Annotated in this window: 12 protein-coding genes; 11 read left to right on the top strand and 1 reads right to left on the bottom strand. The window is 52.2% G+C overall.

The window, feature by feature from the left end:
* Positions 1-30 precede the first annotated feature (30 nt).
* The 3 genes from PUP29_RS04445 to uvrA all read left to right on the top strand — a co-directional run bounded on the left by PUP29_RS04445 (position 31) and on the right by uvrA (position 6,133).
* Positions 31-1,107, top strand: coding sequence for an LCP family protein (locus tag PUP29_RS04445; protein WP_079546984.1), 1,077 nt, complete (start codon positions 31-33; stop codon positions 1,105-1,107).
* 128 nt (positions 1,108-1,235) lie between these two features.
* Complete coding sequence (gene uvrB, locus PUP29_RS04440) at positions 1,236-3,194, top strand: excinuclease ABC subunit UvrB (RefSeq protein WP_079546985.1); 1,959 nt, start codon at positions 1,236-1,238, stop codon at positions 3,192-3,194.
* 77 nt (positions 3,195-3,271) lie between these two features.
* A complete protein-coding gene (gene uvrA / locus PUP29_RS04435; RefSeq protein ID WP_079546986.1) occupies positions 3,272-6,133 on the top strand; it encodes an excinuclease ABC subunit UvrA in 2,862 nt (953 codons plus the stop codon).
* Positions 6,134-6,213: 80 nt separating this feature from the next.
* Here the strand turns inward: uvrA and PUP29_RS04430 are convergent, their stop codons facing one another.
* Complete coding sequence (locus tag PUP29_RS04430; RefSeq protein ID WP_353423894.1) at positions 6,214-6,999, bottom strand: SDR family NAD(P)-dependent oxidoreductase; 786 nt, start codon at positions 6,997-6,999, stop codon at positions 6,214-6,216.
* Between the two features lie 562 nt (positions 7,000-7,561).
* Here PUP29_RS04430 and PUP29_RS04425 point away from each other — a divergent pair.
* The 8 genes from PUP29_RS04425 (at position 7,562) to PUP29_RS04390 (ending at position 17,010) form a co-directional block, all read left to right on the top strand.
* Positions 7,562-8,341: a glucose 1-dehydrogenase gene (locus PUP29_RS04425; protein ID WP_079546988.1), complete on the top strand. Its 780-nt coding sequence runs from the start codon at positions 7,562-7,564 to the stop codon at positions 8,339-8,341.
* A 95-nt stretch (positions 8,342-8,436) separates the two neighbouring features.
* Positions 8,437-9,435, top strand: a complete 999-nt coding sequence (locus tag PUP29_RS04420) for an ABC transporter permease (RefSeq protein WP_079546989.1) — start codon at positions 8,437-8,439, stop codon at positions 9,433-9,435.
* 73 nt (positions 9,436-9,508) lie between these two features.
* Complete coding sequence (locus PUP29_RS04415; RefSeq protein WP_079546990.1) at positions 9,509-10,645, top strand: sugar ABC transporter substrate-binding protein; 1,137 nt, start codon at positions 9,509-9,511, stop codon at positions 10,643-10,645.
* 79 nt (positions 10,646-10,724) lie between these two features.
* Positions 10,725-12,263 carry a sugar ABC transporter ATP-binding protein gene (locus PUP29_RS04410; protein WP_079546991.1) on the top strand — a complete coding sequence of 513 codons (1,539 nt, stop codon included), beginning with the start codon at positions 10,725-10,727 and terminating at the stop codon, positions 12,261-12,263.
* A gap of 111 nt (positions 12,264-12,374) precedes the next feature.
* The gene (locus PUP29_RS04405; RefSeq protein WP_079546992.1) at positions 12,375-13,142 is read left to right on the top strand and encodes a GolD/DthD family dehydrogenase; all 768 of its coding nucleotides are present in this window, start codon (positions 12,375-12,377) and stop codon (positions 13,140-13,142) included.
* 16 nt (positions 13,143-13,158) lie between these two features.
* Entirely contained in the window at positions 13,159-13,842 is a 684-nt protein-coding gene (gene deoC, locus PUP29_RS04400) for a deoxyribose-phosphate aldolase (RefSeq protein WP_079546993.1), read from the top strand.
* Between the two features lie 133 nt (positions 13,843-13,975).
* On the top strand, positions 13,976-14,710 hold the full coding sequence (gene deoC, locus PUP29_RS04395) for a deoxyribose-phosphate aldolase (protein ID WP_079546994.1): 735 nt from the start codon (positions 13,976-13,978) through the stop codon (positions 14,708-14,710).
* A gap of 38 nt (positions 14,711-14,748) precedes the next feature.
* Complete coding sequence (locus PUP29_RS04390) at positions 14,749-17,010, top strand: extracellular solute-binding protein (protein ID WP_079546995.1); 2,262 nt, start codon at positions 14,749-14,751, stop codon at positions 17,008-17,010.
* Positions 17,011-17,015: the final 5 nt, after the last annotated feature.

Raw genomic sequence — 17,015 nt, 5'->3', positions numbered from 1 at the left:
TGAGAAACGATAAGCAGGGAGGGAACGGTAATGAGCCATTCAAAAGCGGTCAAAGTGCTGCTGGGAACTTTGGCAGGCCTTATTGCCGCTGCAATATTGCTTGCCTGTCAAATAGCGGGAGTGTGGCAGGCGCTGCGTGCGGACCCTGCGTCGGTCTTTGTGTCACAATACATTGGGAACGGCGAAACCGGCGAAAGGCCAGCATTTGGAGACAGCTTGGGCGCGCAGACTGTGACGTATAACGGAGCGGAATACCGTAAAAAACAAAATGTGGTCACAGTATTGCTCATGGGGATAGACTGGGACGGCTCGGAGCAGCGGGCGGACGAGGGCAAGCGCAGCGATATGACGATGCTTTGTGCCGTGGAACTGGACAGCGGGAAAGTAGCCTTATATTCGCTGCCCCGTGATACCCGCACGAACGTTTATAAAGTAAGCGGAGAAACGGGCGAGGCAGAGGGAAAAGCCTATGAGACCAAGCTGTGCCACGCCTATCAAATGGGCTATATCGCAGCCGGAGACGAGGCAGGCGCAAGAAATCAAATGCTTGCGGTCAGGGAGCTGATCGAATGCGGCGGACAGCTCAATATTCCGGTAGAATATTATGTGTCGATAGACCTTGAGCATCTTCCTCAGCTTGCAGAAGCACTGGGCGGCGTTGAGGTCACGCTGGAGCAGGATATGAAGGGCGTGGGAGAGGAGGGAGAGACCGTCGTTTTGAATGAAGAGACGACGCGCCTCTATCTCCAAAACCGCAAGGGCGTAGCAGACGGAGAAATGGACCGGCAGAGGCATCAACAGCAGTTTATGAAATCCTTTATCGGCTCTGTGAAAAAAATGGGCGCTGCGCAGGCGGCGACGCGGCTTTTTCCACAGCTTTCCGGCAAGGTCATACAGACGGACCTGAAGCTCGAACAAATACTTGCGCTGGCAGACGTGATAGACAGCGTAGAGAACGTAGACGATATCGCATTAGAGACGTTTCCGGGCCCGGAAGACTGGGAAACGCTGCACGATCCTCTGCTCGGGAAGAACACGGATTATTTCATGATGGATCGTGATATTTTGATGGAGGAAATGCTGCGGCTCTACTATGACAAAAAATAAAAATGAGCAGAGCAAAAAGACGCCGTACCGGCGTCTTTTTGCTCTGCAGGATATAGATTAAAAATCGTATTTCCAGTGTAAAATGTGGTATAATATAGGGTAATCGTTTTTTAGACAATGGAGGTACTATGGAGCGTTTTGAACTGCATTCCCGCTACGCGCCGGCAGGCGACCAACCGAAAGCGATCGACGAATTGGTGCGGGGGATCGAAGAAAAGAAAGAGGCGCAGGTTCTTCTCGGCGTTACGGGAAGCGGAAAGACGTTCACGATGGCGAACGTGATCGCGCGTACACAGCGGCCGGCGCTGATCCTCGCGCACAATAAAACGCTGGCGGCGCAGCTATGCAGTGAATTCAAAGAATTTTTTCCCAACAATGCCGTGGAATTTTTCGTGTCCTACTACGATTATTATCAGCCGGAGGCCTATATTCCCGGCCGGGACCTCTATATCGAAAAAGACGCCAGCATCAACGATGAGATCGATAAAATGCGCCATTCCGCCACTTCATCGCTTCTCGAACGGCGGGATGTGATCGTTGTGGCAAGCGTGTCGTGCATCTATTCGATTGGCGCGCCCGAAGATTACGGAAAGCTTGCCGTCGCCCTGCGGGAGGGAATGGAATATCCGCGGGAGGAGCTTCTTGAAAAGCTGGTGTCTATCAATTATACGAGAAACGATACGGATATGTCGCGCGGGACGTTCCGGGTACGCGGAGAGATCGTAGAGATATTTCCGGCCGGGCAGAGCGAGAAAGCTGTCCGCGTGGAATATTTCGGAGACGAGATAGAACAGCTCTCCGAGATCGACGCGCTTACCGGCAGAAAGTTGAGTATTTTGAAATACACCATCATTTTCCCGGCATCCCACTATGCCATGGACCATGAAAAGGTGCTTGCACACCTGCCGGATATCAGAAAAGACCTCGCGGCTCAGGTCGAACTGTTCAAGGAGCAGGGCAAGCTGCTTGAAGCGGAACGCATCCAACAGCGCACCCTGTATGATATCGAGATGCTCAAAGAGCTGGGTTATTGCTCGGGCATCGAGAATTATTCGCGCTATTTCGACGGGAGGTTGCCCGGGCAGCCGCCCTATACGCTGATGGATTATTTCCCGGATGACTATTTATTATTCGTGGACGAATCCCATGTGACGCTGCCGCAGGTGCGGGCGATGTATAACGGAGACCGTGCGCGTAAGCAGATGCTGGTAGATTACGGCTTCCGGCTGCCATCGGCGTTCGATAACCGTCCGCTGCGGTTTGAAGAATTCAATGAAAGGGTGCATCAGGCAGTATACGTTTCCGCGACCCCGGCGGAATACGAACGGGAGCGGGCCGGAGGAAGCGTAGTAGAGCAGATCGTCCGTCCGACGGGGCTTCTCGACCCGGCGATCGAGATACGCAAAACGGAAGGACAGCTTGACGATCTGCTTGGGGAGATCGGAGATATCGCCGCGCGCGGGCGGCGCGTGCTTGTGACGACGCTCACCAAACGGCTTGCGGAGCGCCTGACAGAGTATTATACGGAAATGGGTATCCGCGTGAAATATATGCACTCGGATATCGACACATTAGAGCGGATAGAGATCGTGCGCGGCCTGCGCCTTGGGGAGTTCGATGTTTTGGTGGGCATCAATCTGCTGCGCGAAGGACTTGATATCCCGGAGGTGGAGCTCGTCGCAATACTTGACGCCGACAAAGAGGGGTTCCTGCGGAACGAGACTTCGCTGATCCAGACCATCGGCCGCGCTGCGCGGAACGCGGAGGGGCGCGTGATTTTATATGCAGATACCATCACGCGGTCGATCAAGGCCGCCGTAACGGAAACAGAACGCCGCCGCGCGCTCCAGAAAAAATATAATGAGCAGCATGGTATCACGCCGACGACGATATCAAAAGAAGTGAGCGAGGCGCTGGCCATCTCGCAGAAAGCGGAGCCGGAGGATATCGCGAAGCTGCCGAAGGAAGAACGGGAAATGCGCATCGACCTGCTGACACAGCAGATGAAAGAGGCGGCGGCAGAGCTTGAATTCGAGGCGGCGGCCAAGCTGCGGGATATGATAGAGGAATTGAAGAATAACGCATAAATCTAGAGCAAAACGGAGCGCGGCCAAGGCGCCGGCGTATCCGCCCGATAGATTTGAAGGAATATTTTGGAGGAAAAATGGACTATTTACGCATCAAAGGCGCACGTGAGCATAATCTGAAAAACATTGATATCACGCTTCCGCGCGACAAATTTATTGTCATCACAGGGCTTTCGGGCAGCGGAAAATCGTCGCTCGCGTTCGATACGATCTATGCCGAGGGCCAGCGGAGGTATGTGGAGTCGCTGTCCGCGTATGCGCGGCAGTTTTTAGGGCAGATGGAAAAGCCGGACGTAGACCTCATCGAGGGGCTTTCCCCCGCGATCTCTATTGACCAAAAGACGACGGCGCGCAATCCGCGTTCCACGGTGGGAACGGTAACGGAGATACACGATTATTTAAGATTGCTCTATGCCCGGGCGGGGGATGTATACTGCACGAAATGCGGAAAAAAGATCTCACGGCAGACTGTGGACCAAATGGTGGATCAGGTCATGAAGAACCCGGAGGGAACGAAGCTGATGATACTCGCCCCTGTGATCCGCGCCAAAAAGGGCGAGCATAAAAAAATATTGGAAAACCTTGCGAAAGAGGGATATGTACGTGCCGTAGTGGACGGAGAAACACGGGAGCTTGACGAGGAGATCAAGCTGGAAAAACAGAAAAAGCATTCGATTGCCGCCGTGGTGGACCGCATCATCGTAAAGCCTGAGAGTGCAAAGCGTGCGGCGGATTCCATCGAAACGGCGCTGCGCATGGCGGGCGGGCTCGTTGTTATCCGCGATATGGCAACGGGCGAAGAAACGCTGATGAATGAAAACTTTGCGTGTGCGGACTGCGGTGTGAGCATCGAGGAGTTAACGCCGCGCATGTTCTCTTTCAACAGTCCGTTCGGCGCGTGCCCGGAATGTACGGGGCTCGGGATGCTGCTGAAGATCGACCCCGATCTCATCGTTCCGGACAAGACCAAAACGCTGCGAGAAGGGGCGGTCAAGGCCTCCGGCTGGAATTTTGGAACAGTGGGAACGATTGCGAAAAATTATCTCGACGCGATGATGAAGCGTTACGGCTTTGATATGGATACGCCCTACGAAGAATTGTCCGAAGAAGTAAAACACGCCCTGCTCTATGGCACAGACGGCGAAAAGCTGCGCGTGGAATATGACGGCATGGGCGGAGCAGGCTATTATAATGCCGCATTTGAGGGCATCATTCCTAATCTGGAGCGGCGGTATGCGGAGACGACGTCCGAATATATGAAGGGCGAGATTGAAAGCTATATGGTGGAAACGCCGTGCCCCGTATGCCATGGGCAGCGCTATAAGCCGGAAACGCTCGCCGTAAAGATCGGCGATAAAAATATTGCGGAGCTGTCGGATATGTCGATTCGCGCGGCGCGGGAGTATGTAAATACGGTCCAGCTCAGCAGCAAGCAAAAAATGATCGCGGAGCGCGTCCTAAAGGAGCTCAACGCCCGGTTCGACTTCCTAATCAACGTGGGGCTCGATTACCTCACGCTTTCGCGCGCGGCGGGTACGCTTTCGGGCGGGGAAGCCCAGCGCATTCGCCTTGCGACGCAGATCGGGAGCGGGCTGATGGGCGTGCTGTATATCCTCGATGAGCCGAGCATCGGCCTGCATCAAAAGGATAACGATAAGCTCCTTGCGACGCTGAAGGGCCTGCGTGACCTCGGAAATACGCTCATCGTGGTGGAACATGACGAGGAAACGATGCTGAATGCCGATTATATCGTAGATATCGGACCGGGAGCGGGCGCGCACGGCGGAGAAGTCGTTGCAGAGGGAACTCCGAAACAGATCATGGCCAATAAAAAAAGCATTACGGGGCAATATCTTTCCGGCAAAAAGCTGATCCGCATCCCGGCGAAGCTGCGCGAGCCTAAGCAGTGGATCACGGTGCGAGGCGCGCGGGAGAACAATCTGCAGAATATAGACGTTTCTTTCCCAACTGGCGTTATCACGGCGGTGACGGGCGTTTCGGGCAGCGGAAAATCGTCGCTCGTGAACCATATCCTCAAAAAAGCGGCGATGCAGAAATTTTATCACTCAAAAGACAGGCCGGGCAGGCACGACCGCATCGACGGCCTCGAATATGTGGATAAGATCGTCGATATCGACCAGTCGCCCATCGGCAGGACGCCGCGCTCGAATCCGGCGACCTATACGGGCCTGTTCGATATGATACGTGATATTTTTGCCATGACGCAGGACGCCAAAGCGCGCGGCTACCAAAAAGGCCGTTTTTCCTTCAATGTCAAGGGCGGCCGCTGCGAGGCGTGCCGGGGAGACGGCATCATCAAGATCGAGATGCATTTCCTGCCGGATGTGTATGTGCCCTGCGAGGTGTGTAAAGGGCAGCGCTATAACAGGGAAACGCTCGAGGTGCGCTATAAAGGGAAAAATATCTTTGAAGTGCTGGATATGACGGTGGAAGAAGCCTATCATTTCTTCGAGAATATCCCGCGCATCGAGAGCAAGCTCAAGGTGCTGATGGACGTAGGCCTTTCCTACATCAAGCTAGGGCAGCCGTCCACAACGCTTTCGGGCGGGGAAGCGCAGCGCGTAAAGCTCGCCACGCATCTCGCCAAAAAGCAGACCGGGAATACGCTCTTTATTCTCGACGAACCCACGACGGGCCTGCACATGGACGATGTAAAACGCCTTGTTAAGGTACTGAACCGCCTTGCGGATAAGGGCAATACCGTAGTGGTCATCGAGCATAATCTCGACGTCATCAAAAGCGCGGATTATATCATCGATATGGGCCCGGACGGGGGCGATAAGGGCGGAACAGTAGTCGCGGCAGGCACGCCGAAAGAGGTCGCGGAAACGCCGGGCAGCTATACGGGAGAGTATTTGAAACGCATCTTTGACAATGCTACGCCCGAGCATTATTTGCAGCCGAAAAAGCACAAATAAAGAGAAAACGCCGGCGAAAAAGAGCGCTTTTTATCCGAAAACCAAGCCTGCGGCACATTGTAAGCAGGAAAAAGGAAAGGCTATTTTCCCATTTCCGCATATTCATGCGCACGATACGGATTTTGCACTTTGAAGAATCCGCCGTCTACCCCGATGATCTCGCCGGTCACATAACCAGCCTCCGGAGAAGACAGGAACGCGACGAGAGCGGCGGCTTCTTCGCCCGTGCCGAAACGCTTGAGGGCGATCTGCTTTACCTGCTCATCGCCGCGTTCACGGATCATGCCGTCTGTCATATCGGTATGGATGATACCCGGCGCGTAAGCGTTTACTGTGATACCGTAAGGCGCAAGCTCGCCCGACATGATTTTGGTGAACATATTGACGGCGGCTTTACTGCATCCGTAGCCTATAAGACCTACGTCCGCAAGGGTACCGGAAATAGAAGACGCATTCACGATGCGCCCGTAATGGTTCTTTTTCATGTAAGGCAGAACAGCCTGTGTCATCAGGAATTGGCTTTTAAAGTTGATGCTCATGTAACGGTCGAGATCGTCCTCCGTCATATCTTCGAGAAAAGCGAAGCCGAAGATCCCTGCGTTATTGATCAGGATATCGATACGCCCAAAGCGCTCGCCCACTGTCTTTACGATCCTGTCTACGTCGGCTTTTTTGCCGACGTCGCCCTGAAGGATATCTGATTGGGGAGAGAAAGCCTGCAGTTCATCCCGTACCTTGAGCGCGGCTTGTTCGTTCGAACGATAAACCGCGATCACGATGTCGCCGCGCTGCGCGAGGGCGATACTCATGCTTTTTCCCATGCCGCGTGTTCCGCCGGTTATGATTGCTACTCTTTGTTCGGTCATATTCTTACACTCCTTTGTTTTTTGTGACAAGAGTTTCATGCAGGTTTAACGGATAAAACCAACATTTTCACAAAAAAATGATAATTTAGAACAAAAATTTATCTCATTCTACCAAGACGAAATGCAAATTGTCAAATATTTTTTTAGGCGTTTCCCCAAAATTGATTTTTTGAAAAAAGGTGTTGCTTTTAAAAAATGTTTGTGATAGAATAAGCCCAACAAAGTGAATGGAACGTTCCAAAAGGGAACTGAGATTCGCGGCGGGATTGAAGAAGCATTTAAATTTTTTATATATTTTATATCAAGAGCACGAACGAACTGCATAAAGATATTTGAAAAAGGAAGATTCCAACATCTTGTTTGCAGTGACAACTGGATTATTACGTACACAATTTTGACCAACCCCATCTTGGAGTAGCGACAATGGAGAATCGCAGGCAATGCCTGCGTTTTTTATTGCCTTTTTTTATTTTTCGCGTCTGACCGGACACGGAAAATAAAGTGTATATTTTTAACCTTCCATACGCAGCGGAACTTCTGAAAAAATCCGGAGGCTTTCAAGATGGATGTAATGGACAGATTCTCGATGAAAGGAAAAGCCAGTGTTGTCACGGGTGCGGCGCAGGGGCTTGGCAAGGCAATGGCGGAGGCGCTTGCGTCCGCGGGGTCCGATATTGTGATCGCAGAGATCAATACTGACCTTGCCGCGGAGACAGCAAGGGAGATCGCAAAGAACTATGGAGTCAAGGCCGAAGCGGTGAAATGCGATGTGACTTCTCCGGAAGATAATCAAAAAGTGGTCGAGCATACGGCAGCTGTATTCGGAAAGATAGACGTTATGATCAATAATGCGGGGATCGTGAAGCATATCCCTGCGGAAGATGTGAAGCCGGAGGAATGGCTGGCGGTGATCAATATCAACCTGAACGGCGTCTTTTTCGGTGCACAGGCCGCTGGGCGGGCAATGATCAAACAGGGCTACGGGAATATCATCAATACATCCTCTATGTCCGGGCTCGTCGTCAATACGCCTCAGCCGCAGGCTTCCTATAACGCGTCTAAGGCGGGCGTGATTCAGCTGACCAAAAGTCTGGCGTGCGAATGGGCGCCCTACAATATCCGCGTGAACGCGATCTGCCCCGGCTATATGCAGACCGATATGACGAAAAAGTTTTTCGAAGACGGCGGAGAATGGGTGGATAAATGGATGGCGATGTCACCGATGAAACGGCCGGGAACGCCGGACGAGCTGCAGGGCGCGGTCCTGTATCTTGCCAGTGATGCCTCTACCTTTACGACAGGAACAGCGATACCGATCGACGGCGCATATACCTGTTGGTAAGGCGTAAAAGTGGTTGCGGTTCATGATACGGCAGTGCCGTATATGAAATATTTAGGCGGAAACGCCATGGCATTATCATTATAGGGAGGAAAATTATGAGTAATCAGACTGGAACAGAACTCACCGCAAAAAGAAGCGGAACGTTTGGAAAGTTAATGGCAAAGCCGGAAATGACGGCCCTTGTTGCCCTGATCGCATTATTCGTGATCATGTGTATCGTGCGGCCGGCGACATTCCCGACAACGACGAATATCTTTGTTATTATCCGGCAATTCTCGCTGAATGCGATCCTTGCGGTCGGTATGGGCCTTATCATCATCACGACAGGCATCGACCTTTCCGTTGGGTCGGTCATCGCGGCATCGGCGGCGTTTGGAACCTATTTCGCCCGTGCGACCGATTATGCACTTCCCGGTATCGTCGTATTGCTGCTGATCCTCGGTATGGGTACTGCATTCGGTCTTGCGAACGGCCTGCTCGTTTCCAAGGTCGGCCTTCCGCCGTTCATCGCTACCTTAGGTATGATGAGCGTAGGCGAGGGTGTGGCGCTGCTGATTACAAATGGTTCGCCGATCCGGTATGAGCCGACGTGGATCTCCGTATTCGGCGGCGGTTACATCGGACCGGTACCGGTCACTGTTATCGTAATGGCGGCGATCGTCATCATCGGTTTTATCTTCGCGAACAATACAATGACCGGCCGAAATATTTACGCAGTGGGCAACAGTGCTCCGGCGGCGAAATTGTCCGGTATCAAGGTAGACAAGATATTGACGCTCGTATATGTCATCGAAGGCTTCCTCGCTGGCGTATGCGCCCTGCTTCTTGTTGGGCAGATGAACAGCGCAGACCCGTCCTTTGGTAAGGGGTACGAACTTGATGTTATCGCAGCAGCCGTGATCGGCGGGATTTCGATGTCCGGTGGTGAAGGGAATATCCTCGGCGTAGTCGTCGGCGCAGCGCTCATGGGCATTCTGAAGAATATGTTTACACAGCTCGCGGTATCCGGCTATTGGCAGACAGTCATTCTGGGCCTCATTATCATCGGTGCGGTCGCGATCGACAGCGTGCGCAAAAAACGCGCGGCCCGTTAAGCGGAAAGCGCTCCTGAACGTGTATTCAAACCGGAAAACCGGTTGAATAATAAAAAATCTGGGAGGAAAGATTATGTTAAAGAAGACCTTAGTAACCCTCGTTGCAGTGATTCTCTGTGTAGCGATGCTGGTTGGCTGCTCCGCACCCGCTGCGGAACCGAGCACGGAAGCCTCGACTGAGGCGTCCACGGAAGCTTCGGCTGAAGCGTCCGAACCGGCCGCTGAAGAATCGGCGGAAGCTCCGGCTGACGGAGAAGCGGAATTTATGGCTGAAGCAGACCTTGCGGAAGCAGTGCCGGCAGGCAAAAAACTGCTGTCTCTGCCCGTTGTGCAGAACGCGGAAGAACCGATCAAGATCGCTACGATCTGCGTACAGAACAACCCGTGGGGTGCGGCTGTGCGTGTAGGTCAGGAATACGCGAAGGCGGTACTCGCTGACAAAAACTGCACGGTAGACGTTCTGGCGGTCGAAGACTTTGATCCGCAGAAATGGACGGCAACGATCGAAAACTGCATCGCTTCCGGGTACAATGCAATTTGCTTCTTCGGATTGTCCGAAGCGATGCAGCCCGTTGTGGACAAAGCTGTTGACGCAGGAATTCTGGTATATGTGTTCAACACGGAGCCGGGTCCGGATTCCAAACGTCAGGCTTATTATGGCCAGAGCGGTACATACGGCGGTGAAGAATGCGCGAAACTTCTGGAAGAGCTGATGGGCGGCGAAGGCAAATATGCCATCATCACAGGAGACTTCACGGTTCTCGGGCATGAAGAACGCCGTCAGGGCGCGCACAGCATTCTCGACGCGAACGATAAGCTTGAGTGCGTGGCGGAAGTAGAAAACAACGACAAAGCGGAAGAAGCATATACGCAGACGCAGAATATCCTGATGGCGAACCCGGACCTCAAAGGCCTGTATGTAACCGCAGGCGGCCCCTCCGGCGCTGCGAAAGCACTGGTAGACATGGGCCTGCAGGATCAGGTGATGCTGGTATGCCACGACGTCCTTGAAGAGACTGCTCCGTATATTGCAGACGGAACGATCAAGGGCTGCATCGACCAGGATCCGTTCAATCAGGGCTATCAGCCGGTCATCGACGCATACAACAAGCTTGTAGCGGGAATCGACCCGGCCGAAGAAGTAAACTGGTATGAAGGCGTTATGGCTACGCCGGATAACGTAAAAGAGCTGTTCCCGGAATTCTTCTAAGAATCGAGACACAGCGAGTACAAGGATATGGGCTGCGCTGAGCGCAGCCCCATCCTTTCAAAACGGAGGTTATGAAATTATGAGCAAAGAGCTGATTTGCAAATTAAACGGCATATCTAAGATCTTCCCGGGTGTTAGAGCTCTTGACAACGTAAGCTTTGATATCTACAGCGGTGAAGTGCACGCGATCGTGGGGGAAAACGGCGCGGGCAAGTCCACGCTGATGAATATACTGTCCGGCGTTTACCCGGCGGACGAAGGAACTGTGGAATTTGAAGGGAAACCGGTTCACTTTCGGGAACCGAAGGAAGCGCAGCTGGCAGGGATCGCGATGATCCATCAGGAGCTGTCGCTTGCTCCTCACATGACGGCTGCGGAAAACGTATATGTTGGACGTATGCCCAAAAAAGGGCTGCTCATCGACAAAGCGAAGATGTACCGGGATACGCAGGCATTCCTCGATGAATTGGGGATCGACTATATCGACCCGAGCGTGGTCGTCAAAAATTTGAGCGTATCGGAACAGCAGCTTCTCGAGATCGTAAAGGCGATGTCTTTCCGCTCCAAAATGCTGATTATGGACGAACCGACGGCGTCGCTTACGGAAGGAGAGATCAAGTTCCTGCTGAAAATCGTAGATAATTTACGCAAAAGCGGCGTTGCGATCCTGTATATCTCCCACAAACTGGAGGAGATCATGGAGATCGCGGACAAGATCACGGTCCTGCGCGACGGGAAGCACATTGAAACGCGTGAACGGAAGGATATGGACGAACAGACGATGATCAATCTCATGGTCGGCCGTGAGTTTGACCAGTCCGCGCACCGCGACTTTATGACCGGTTATGAAACGCGCACACCTGTCCTTGAGGTGGAACATCTCTCCGATGTGCGCGGCCGCGTGAAAGACGTTTCCTTTAAGCTGTACGAAGGAGAAGTGCTTGGGCTCACCGGCCTTGTAGGCGCGGGACGTTCTGAGCTGTTGGAGACGATTTTCGGCGCGCATCAGAAAAAAGAGGGCACGATCAAACTGAACGGCAAGGAAGTGAACATCAAAAACACGGAAGATGCAATCGAAAATGGTATGGCGCTGATCCCGGAGGGCCGGAAAATACAGGGGCTGTTCCTCAAGATGTCCGTGGAGGACAACATGACGATGGTCTATTTGAAGCGGCTCAAAAATAAGCTTGGGATTCTGAATAAAAATAAGGTAAAAGGGATAGCCGACGAATATGTCGATAAGCTGAGAGTAAAAACACCTTCTTTGCAGCAATGCGTCAATAATCTGTCCGGCGGGAATCAGCAGAAAACGATCGTTGCGCGCTGGCTGATGAACGGGCCGAAGATCCTGTTTATGGATGAGCCCACGCATGGTATCGATATCGGGGCAAAATCGGAGATATACCGTATCATTGATGACCTTGCAAAGCAGGGTGTGTCTGTTATCCTGCTTTCGTCGGAAATGCCGGAAGTGCTGTCTATGTGCGACAGGATCATGGTCATGCATCATGGAGAACTCAGAGGAATCCTCGGGCATGGTGAAGCAGATCAGGTGAAAATCATGTCCTATACGCTTGATTCAGCGGCAAATAGCAAAAAAGAGGACCGGACCGCTTAATAGAAACAGAAAGCAAGGCAGGCTTATGATCTGTTTTTATGCTGCATAGGATAGCCTGACCGCAGGCAAGTCTGCGGCGGTAGAGGCTGGGACAGATAAGGAGGATAACAGATGGCACACAGGGAATTCAACGAAAATTTTGACCTTGCGGGGAAACGGGCGGTCATTACCGGAGCTGCAAGCGGGATCGGCTTTGAGATAGCCAAAATGTATGCGCGCAAGGGCGCGGATATCATCGTATTCGACCGTACGGACTCGGAAGAACTGAAGCAGTACGTGGAAGGACTCGGACGCGAATATCTTGGCTATGCGGGCGACATTACAAAAGGAAGCGACCGGCAGGGCGTTGTGGATGCGGCAATCGCGCGTTTTGGAAAGATCGATATTCTTGTGAACTGCGCGGGTGTGGGCCTGATTGAAAAAGCGGTCGATATGACGGAAGAGATGTGGGACCTTACGATGAACGTAAACCTCAAGGGCATGTTTATGTTAAACCAGATCGTAGGACGCACGATGATCGAAAACGGCGGCGGAAAAATCATCAATATGGCGTCGCAGGCAGGCATTATCGCGCTTGATAAGCATATTGCCTATGGTGTAGCAAAAGCAGGCGTGATTTATATGACAAAGCTTTTGTGTTATGAGTGGGCGCAATACAATATTAATGTAAACGCGATCTCACCGACTGTGATCCTGACGCCGATGGGCGAAGCGGCATGGGAAGGAGAAGTGGGCGAAGTCTTTAAAAAGAAGATACCTGCGCGCCGGTTTGGTTATCCGGAAGAGGTTGCGGCCTGCGCCGTATTCCTTGCCAGCGATGCGGCAAGCTTGATCAACGGAGAAAATCTGGTGATCGACGGCGGCTATACGATCCAATAACAGAGAGGAGATCATTATGAACGATCAGCTCACCTTTAAAACCCTGCCTAAGATCGTCGATATCAGTGCGCTCTCCGTACCAACGACGGAAGAGGATGTAAGGAAACTGGCCAAAGCGGCAAACGAATATGGTTTTATTGCGGCGTTTGTCATGCCGTGCAATATCTCCTATTTAAAAGAACAGCTTGGAGCGGATACAAAAGTGATCATGGGCGCTCCGGTCGGCTTTCCGACCGGAACGGATCTTACGCAGGATAAGGTGTTTCAGGTAAAGGAAATGAAAAAGCTCGGCTGTACCGAGTTTGATATGGTAATCAGTGTATCCAAACTAAAATCGAACAGGCTCGATTATGTAAAGGATGATATCGCGGCGGTCATCGAGGCTGCAGACGGTTATCCGGTCAAGGTGATCCTTGAAGTGACCTATCTTACGGACGACGAGATCAAAACAGGCAGCGAGATCGTAGCGGAGTCGGGCGCGCAGTATGTAAAAACGGGCACGGGTTATTCCGCGAAGCCGACGGAAGTGCGCCATGTGGAGATCATGAAGCAGATAGTAGGAGACCGCGTTAAGATCAAAGTGGCCGGAGGCGTGCGCGATTTTGATGCGCTGAAAGCTTTCTATGACGCAGGCGCGGAACGCTTCGGGATCGGGATGAAGTCTGCGGTCAGCATTATAGAATCGATCAGAAACCAATAATTTAATTTCATTTTCCTCTTAACAGGGCGCTTTGGGGAACGGAGCTGCCGTTCCCCGGACTGCCCGCATACATTATATTGTTTCAGATGAGCTTCAAAATTAATATTATATATAATAGAAGGAGAAAAGTATTATGGAAAAGAAAAAAATCACCGTACAGGAAATAGCGGATGCACTCGACCATTCTCTCCTGCGCCCGGACATTACGGTCAAGGAACTGAAAGAGGGCTGCGATCTCGCGAAAGAATATAAATGTGTTTCCGTATGTGTGCGTCCTTCTGATCTCCCTATCGTTGTTGAAGAACTGAAAGGAACAAAGGTGCTGCCGACGACGGTCATCGGTTTCCCGCATGGCACGTGCACGACAGAGACAAAAGTATTTGAGACAAAAGACGCAGTCGCAAAGGGGGCTGTGGAAGTAGATATGGTCATGAACATCGGAAGATTTCTGTCCGGGGAATACGATTATGTGCTGGACGAGATCAAACAGGTCGCGAAAGCGGCACATGACGGCGGCGCATTGCTCAAAGTGATTTTTGAAAACTACTATTTGAACGATGACCAAATCATTAAGGCAAGCGAGCTGGCAAAGGCCGGCGGCGCGGATTTCTCAAAAACATCGACTGGATATGCCGGCGGCGGCGCGACGATCCATGATTTGAAGATCATGGTGGAGCATGCGGACGGCATGAAAGTAAAGGCTGCCGGCGGCGTAAAAACACTGGATGCGGCGCTCGCGGTCCTTTCGACGGGAACTGTACGCATCGGCACACGCTCTTCCAAAGCGATTCTGGAGGAAGCGGTGGAGCGTGAGAAAAAGGGAGAGCTTTTCCTGAGCGATGAAGGAGAGCTTGGAACAGGATATTAAGCCTAATATAGGCAGGATAAGGCAGGCGAAGCGGAAGAATGGCCACGATGAAGGATGTTGCGAAATTGGCGGGCGTATCGCATGGCACGGTTTCCAACATTATAAATGGGGCAAAAGGAGTCAGTCTCGATAAAGTAAAGCGCGTGGAAAAGGCAATGAAAGAGCTTGCCTATGAGCCAAACGCGATCGCGCGCAGCTTGAAACTGAGTAAATCAATGCAAATCGATGTCATTTTGCCCAACATCGTTGCTGCGGCTATGGCCCAAATTTATACGAATCTATCCGGGCTGTTTGCAGAAAGAGGGTATGTGACCAATCTGCATATCACCAACGAGGATGCGGAGCTGGAGACGCGGCTGCTCAATATGTCTCTGATGCATAATGTGGACGGCGTGATGCTCAGTACCTGCCAACCAAAGAATACCGGGTTGTTTCGCAGGCTTGCACAGAGCGGGCTTAAGATCGTTTTTCTCCAGCGCCAGCCTGACGACGAACAGAGGCACTATGTCGGCCTCGATGCACAGGAACAGGCGAGGGGCACGGTCTCCCAGCTGATCGAAGCGGGATATCGGGATATCGGCATCTTACTGAGTCCGATCCAGTATACACTGGAGGAACAGACATTCAATGGATATGTGGAGGCACACAGGGACCATAAGATGACCGTTCGGCAGCATCTGTGCGCGGTTTCGAGTTACGACCGCGAAGGCCTGCTGAAAGAAGCGATCAGGCTGACAGCCTCGGGGAAACCGCCGCAGGCCATATTGGTGATTTGCTCTCAGGCAATGGACGCGGTGCTGAAGGCCTGCGAAATTTTGAATATCCCAAAGGAAAAACGGCCGCTTATTGTGGCGAATATGCCGACGTCGTGGACTCTTACCGCGCGGGATGGCGTCATATATGTACCGCATCCCTATGCTAAGCTGACAGAAATCGCCGCAGCGATGCTGTTCGATTATATCGAGCAGGGAACAGATTTCCCGGCAGATACTGTTTTCCTGAAATTAAAGTCGAAGCCGCTCAAGGAGCTTGCGCCGAAGCAGGAGATCAAGGTAACTGAACCGGGAAAAACGCTGCGGGTCCTGCTGACGATAGACCGGGCGCGCTATGCGATGGAAACGATGAAATCCGGCTTTGAAAAAAGGACGGGCTTCCGGCTCGAAATCGACGCGAAAGCGCAGACGAACATGTATCAGGCGATTCGTGACGAATGGTATAAAGACCGTTATGACGTCTTTGACGTCGATATCCCGTGGCTCGCGGAATTTGCGCAGAAAGGGGTCGTAGAAAATTTAGACGGCTATATCGCGGAGGATCCCGTATATTACGATGATATGCTGCCCAGTATATTTGAGAAATATTCTATACGGCAGGGCTCTGTTTACGCAATTCCATTCACATTCTGTACGCAGCTGCTTTTCTATCGGAAGGACTGTTTTGCGGATATACGGATGCAGCGGATGTTTTATGAGCAGTATAAAAAGGAACTGCGGGTCCCGCGTACATGGGAAGAATTTAACCGGATCGCAAAGTTTTTTACAAGAAAATACAATCCGGATTCCCCGACGGAATTCGGAACGACGCTTGGAAGCCGGATGTCATCCGGCGGCGTATGTGAATACTTGCCGCGGCTATGGTCGTTCGGCGGAGAAGTACATGACGGAACGCGGTTCACGCTGAACAGTAAACAAGCGGTGGAAGCGTTGGAAAATTACCGGGAAAGCTTCCGCTATGCATCAGCGGAATCGTGCGACAACTGGTGGGGAGAGCAGGCGGCGGAATTCCGCAGCGGGAAAGCCGCGATGATCACGCTGTTTACGGATAACATGTCTACCGTAACGGAGTGGAGCAAATCAAAAGTAAACGGGAAAATTGGCTTTGACTACATGCCGCACAAGGTAAGCGTAGACGGCGGATGGGCCCTCGCGGTCAATGCGTACAGCAGGAAGAAAAAAGCCGCGCTGGAGTTTATCCGCTGGGCGACAGACCGGGAAATATCGGTCCTGAGCACGATACTCGGCGGTTTTGCACCGAGACGGACAGCGATGGAAAACCTCGAGGTGGCGAATGTTTATCCGTGGCTGCACCGGACGGTGGAAGCGAGCGGCTTTGGACGCATGAGAGAGCTGCCTCTCCGTGCAGACGGAATCTGCCTGTCGGAACAAATGTTTGAGGATATTTTAGGAAAGGCGGTTTATGATGCCGTAACGGGAAAAGCAGAGGCGTACGCCGCACTCACGGCGGCGAATAACGAGCTGAACGCTTTACTGGAAGAAGATGAACTGCTAAAAGCGGAATAAAAGAC

It is taken from the genome of Christensenella massiliensis, assembly GCF_040409835.1.
GTDB classification, from domain to species: Bacteria; Bacillota; Clostridia; order Christensenellales; family Christensenellaceae; genus Christensenella; species Christensenella massiliensis.
Note: the sequence above shows the minus strand (reverse complement) of the source record. Positions and strands in the feature narration are given on the sequence as shown.

What these genes read in the sequence shown, in the direction of transcription:
- uvrB (WP_079546985.1), top strand. Translation starts at nt 1,236, where the DNA reads ATGGAGCGTTTTGAACTGCATTCCCGCTACGCGCCGGCAGGCGACCAA.
- deoC (WP_079546994.1), top strand. Translation starts at nt 13,976, where the DNA reads ATGGAAAAGAAAAAAATCACCGTACAGGAAATAGCGGATGCACTCGAC.
- PUP29_RS04390 (WP_079546995.1), top strand. Translation starts at nt 14,749, where the DNA reads ATGGCCACGATGAAGGATGTTGCGAAATTGGCGGGCGTATCGCATGGC.
- PUP29_RS04410 (WP_079546991.1), top strand. Translation starts at nt 10,725, where the DNA reads ATGAGCAAAGAGCTGATTTGCAAATTAAACGGCATATCTAAGATCTTC.
- PUP29_RS04445 (WP_079546984.1), top strand. Translation starts at nt 31, where the DNA reads ATGAGCCATTCAAAAGCGGTCAAAGTGCTGCTGGGAACTTTGGCAGGC.
- PUP29_RS04425 (WP_079546988.1), top strand. Translation starts at nt 7,562, where the DNA reads ATGGATGTAATGGACAGATTCTCGATGAAAGGAAAAGCCAGTGTTGTC.
- PUP29_RS04405 (WP_079546992.1), top strand. Translation starts at nt 12,375, where the DNA reads ATGGCACACAGGGAATTCAACGAAAATTTTGACCTTGCGGGGAAACGG.
- PUP29_RS04430 (WP_353423894.1), bottom strand. Translation starts at nt 6,999, where the DNA reads ATGACCGAACAAAGAGTAGCAATCATAACCGGCGGAACACGCGGCATG.
- PUP29_RS04420 (WP_079546989.1), top strand. Translation starts at nt 8,437, where the DNA reads ATGAGTAATCAGACTGGAACAGAACTCACCGCAAAAAGAAGCGGAACG.
- PUP29_RS04415 (WP_079546990.1), top strand. Translation starts at nt 9,509, where the DNA reads ATGTTAAAGAAGACCTTAGTAACCCTCGTTGCAGTGATTCTCTGTGTA.
- deoC (WP_079546993.1), top strand. Translation starts at nt 13,159, where the DNA reads ATGAACGATCAGCTCACCTTTAAAACCCTGCCTAAGATCGTCGATATC.
- uvrA (WP_079546986.1), top strand. Translation starts at nt 3,272, where the DNA reads ATGGACTATTTACGCATCAAAGGCGCACGTGAGCATAATCTGAAAAAC.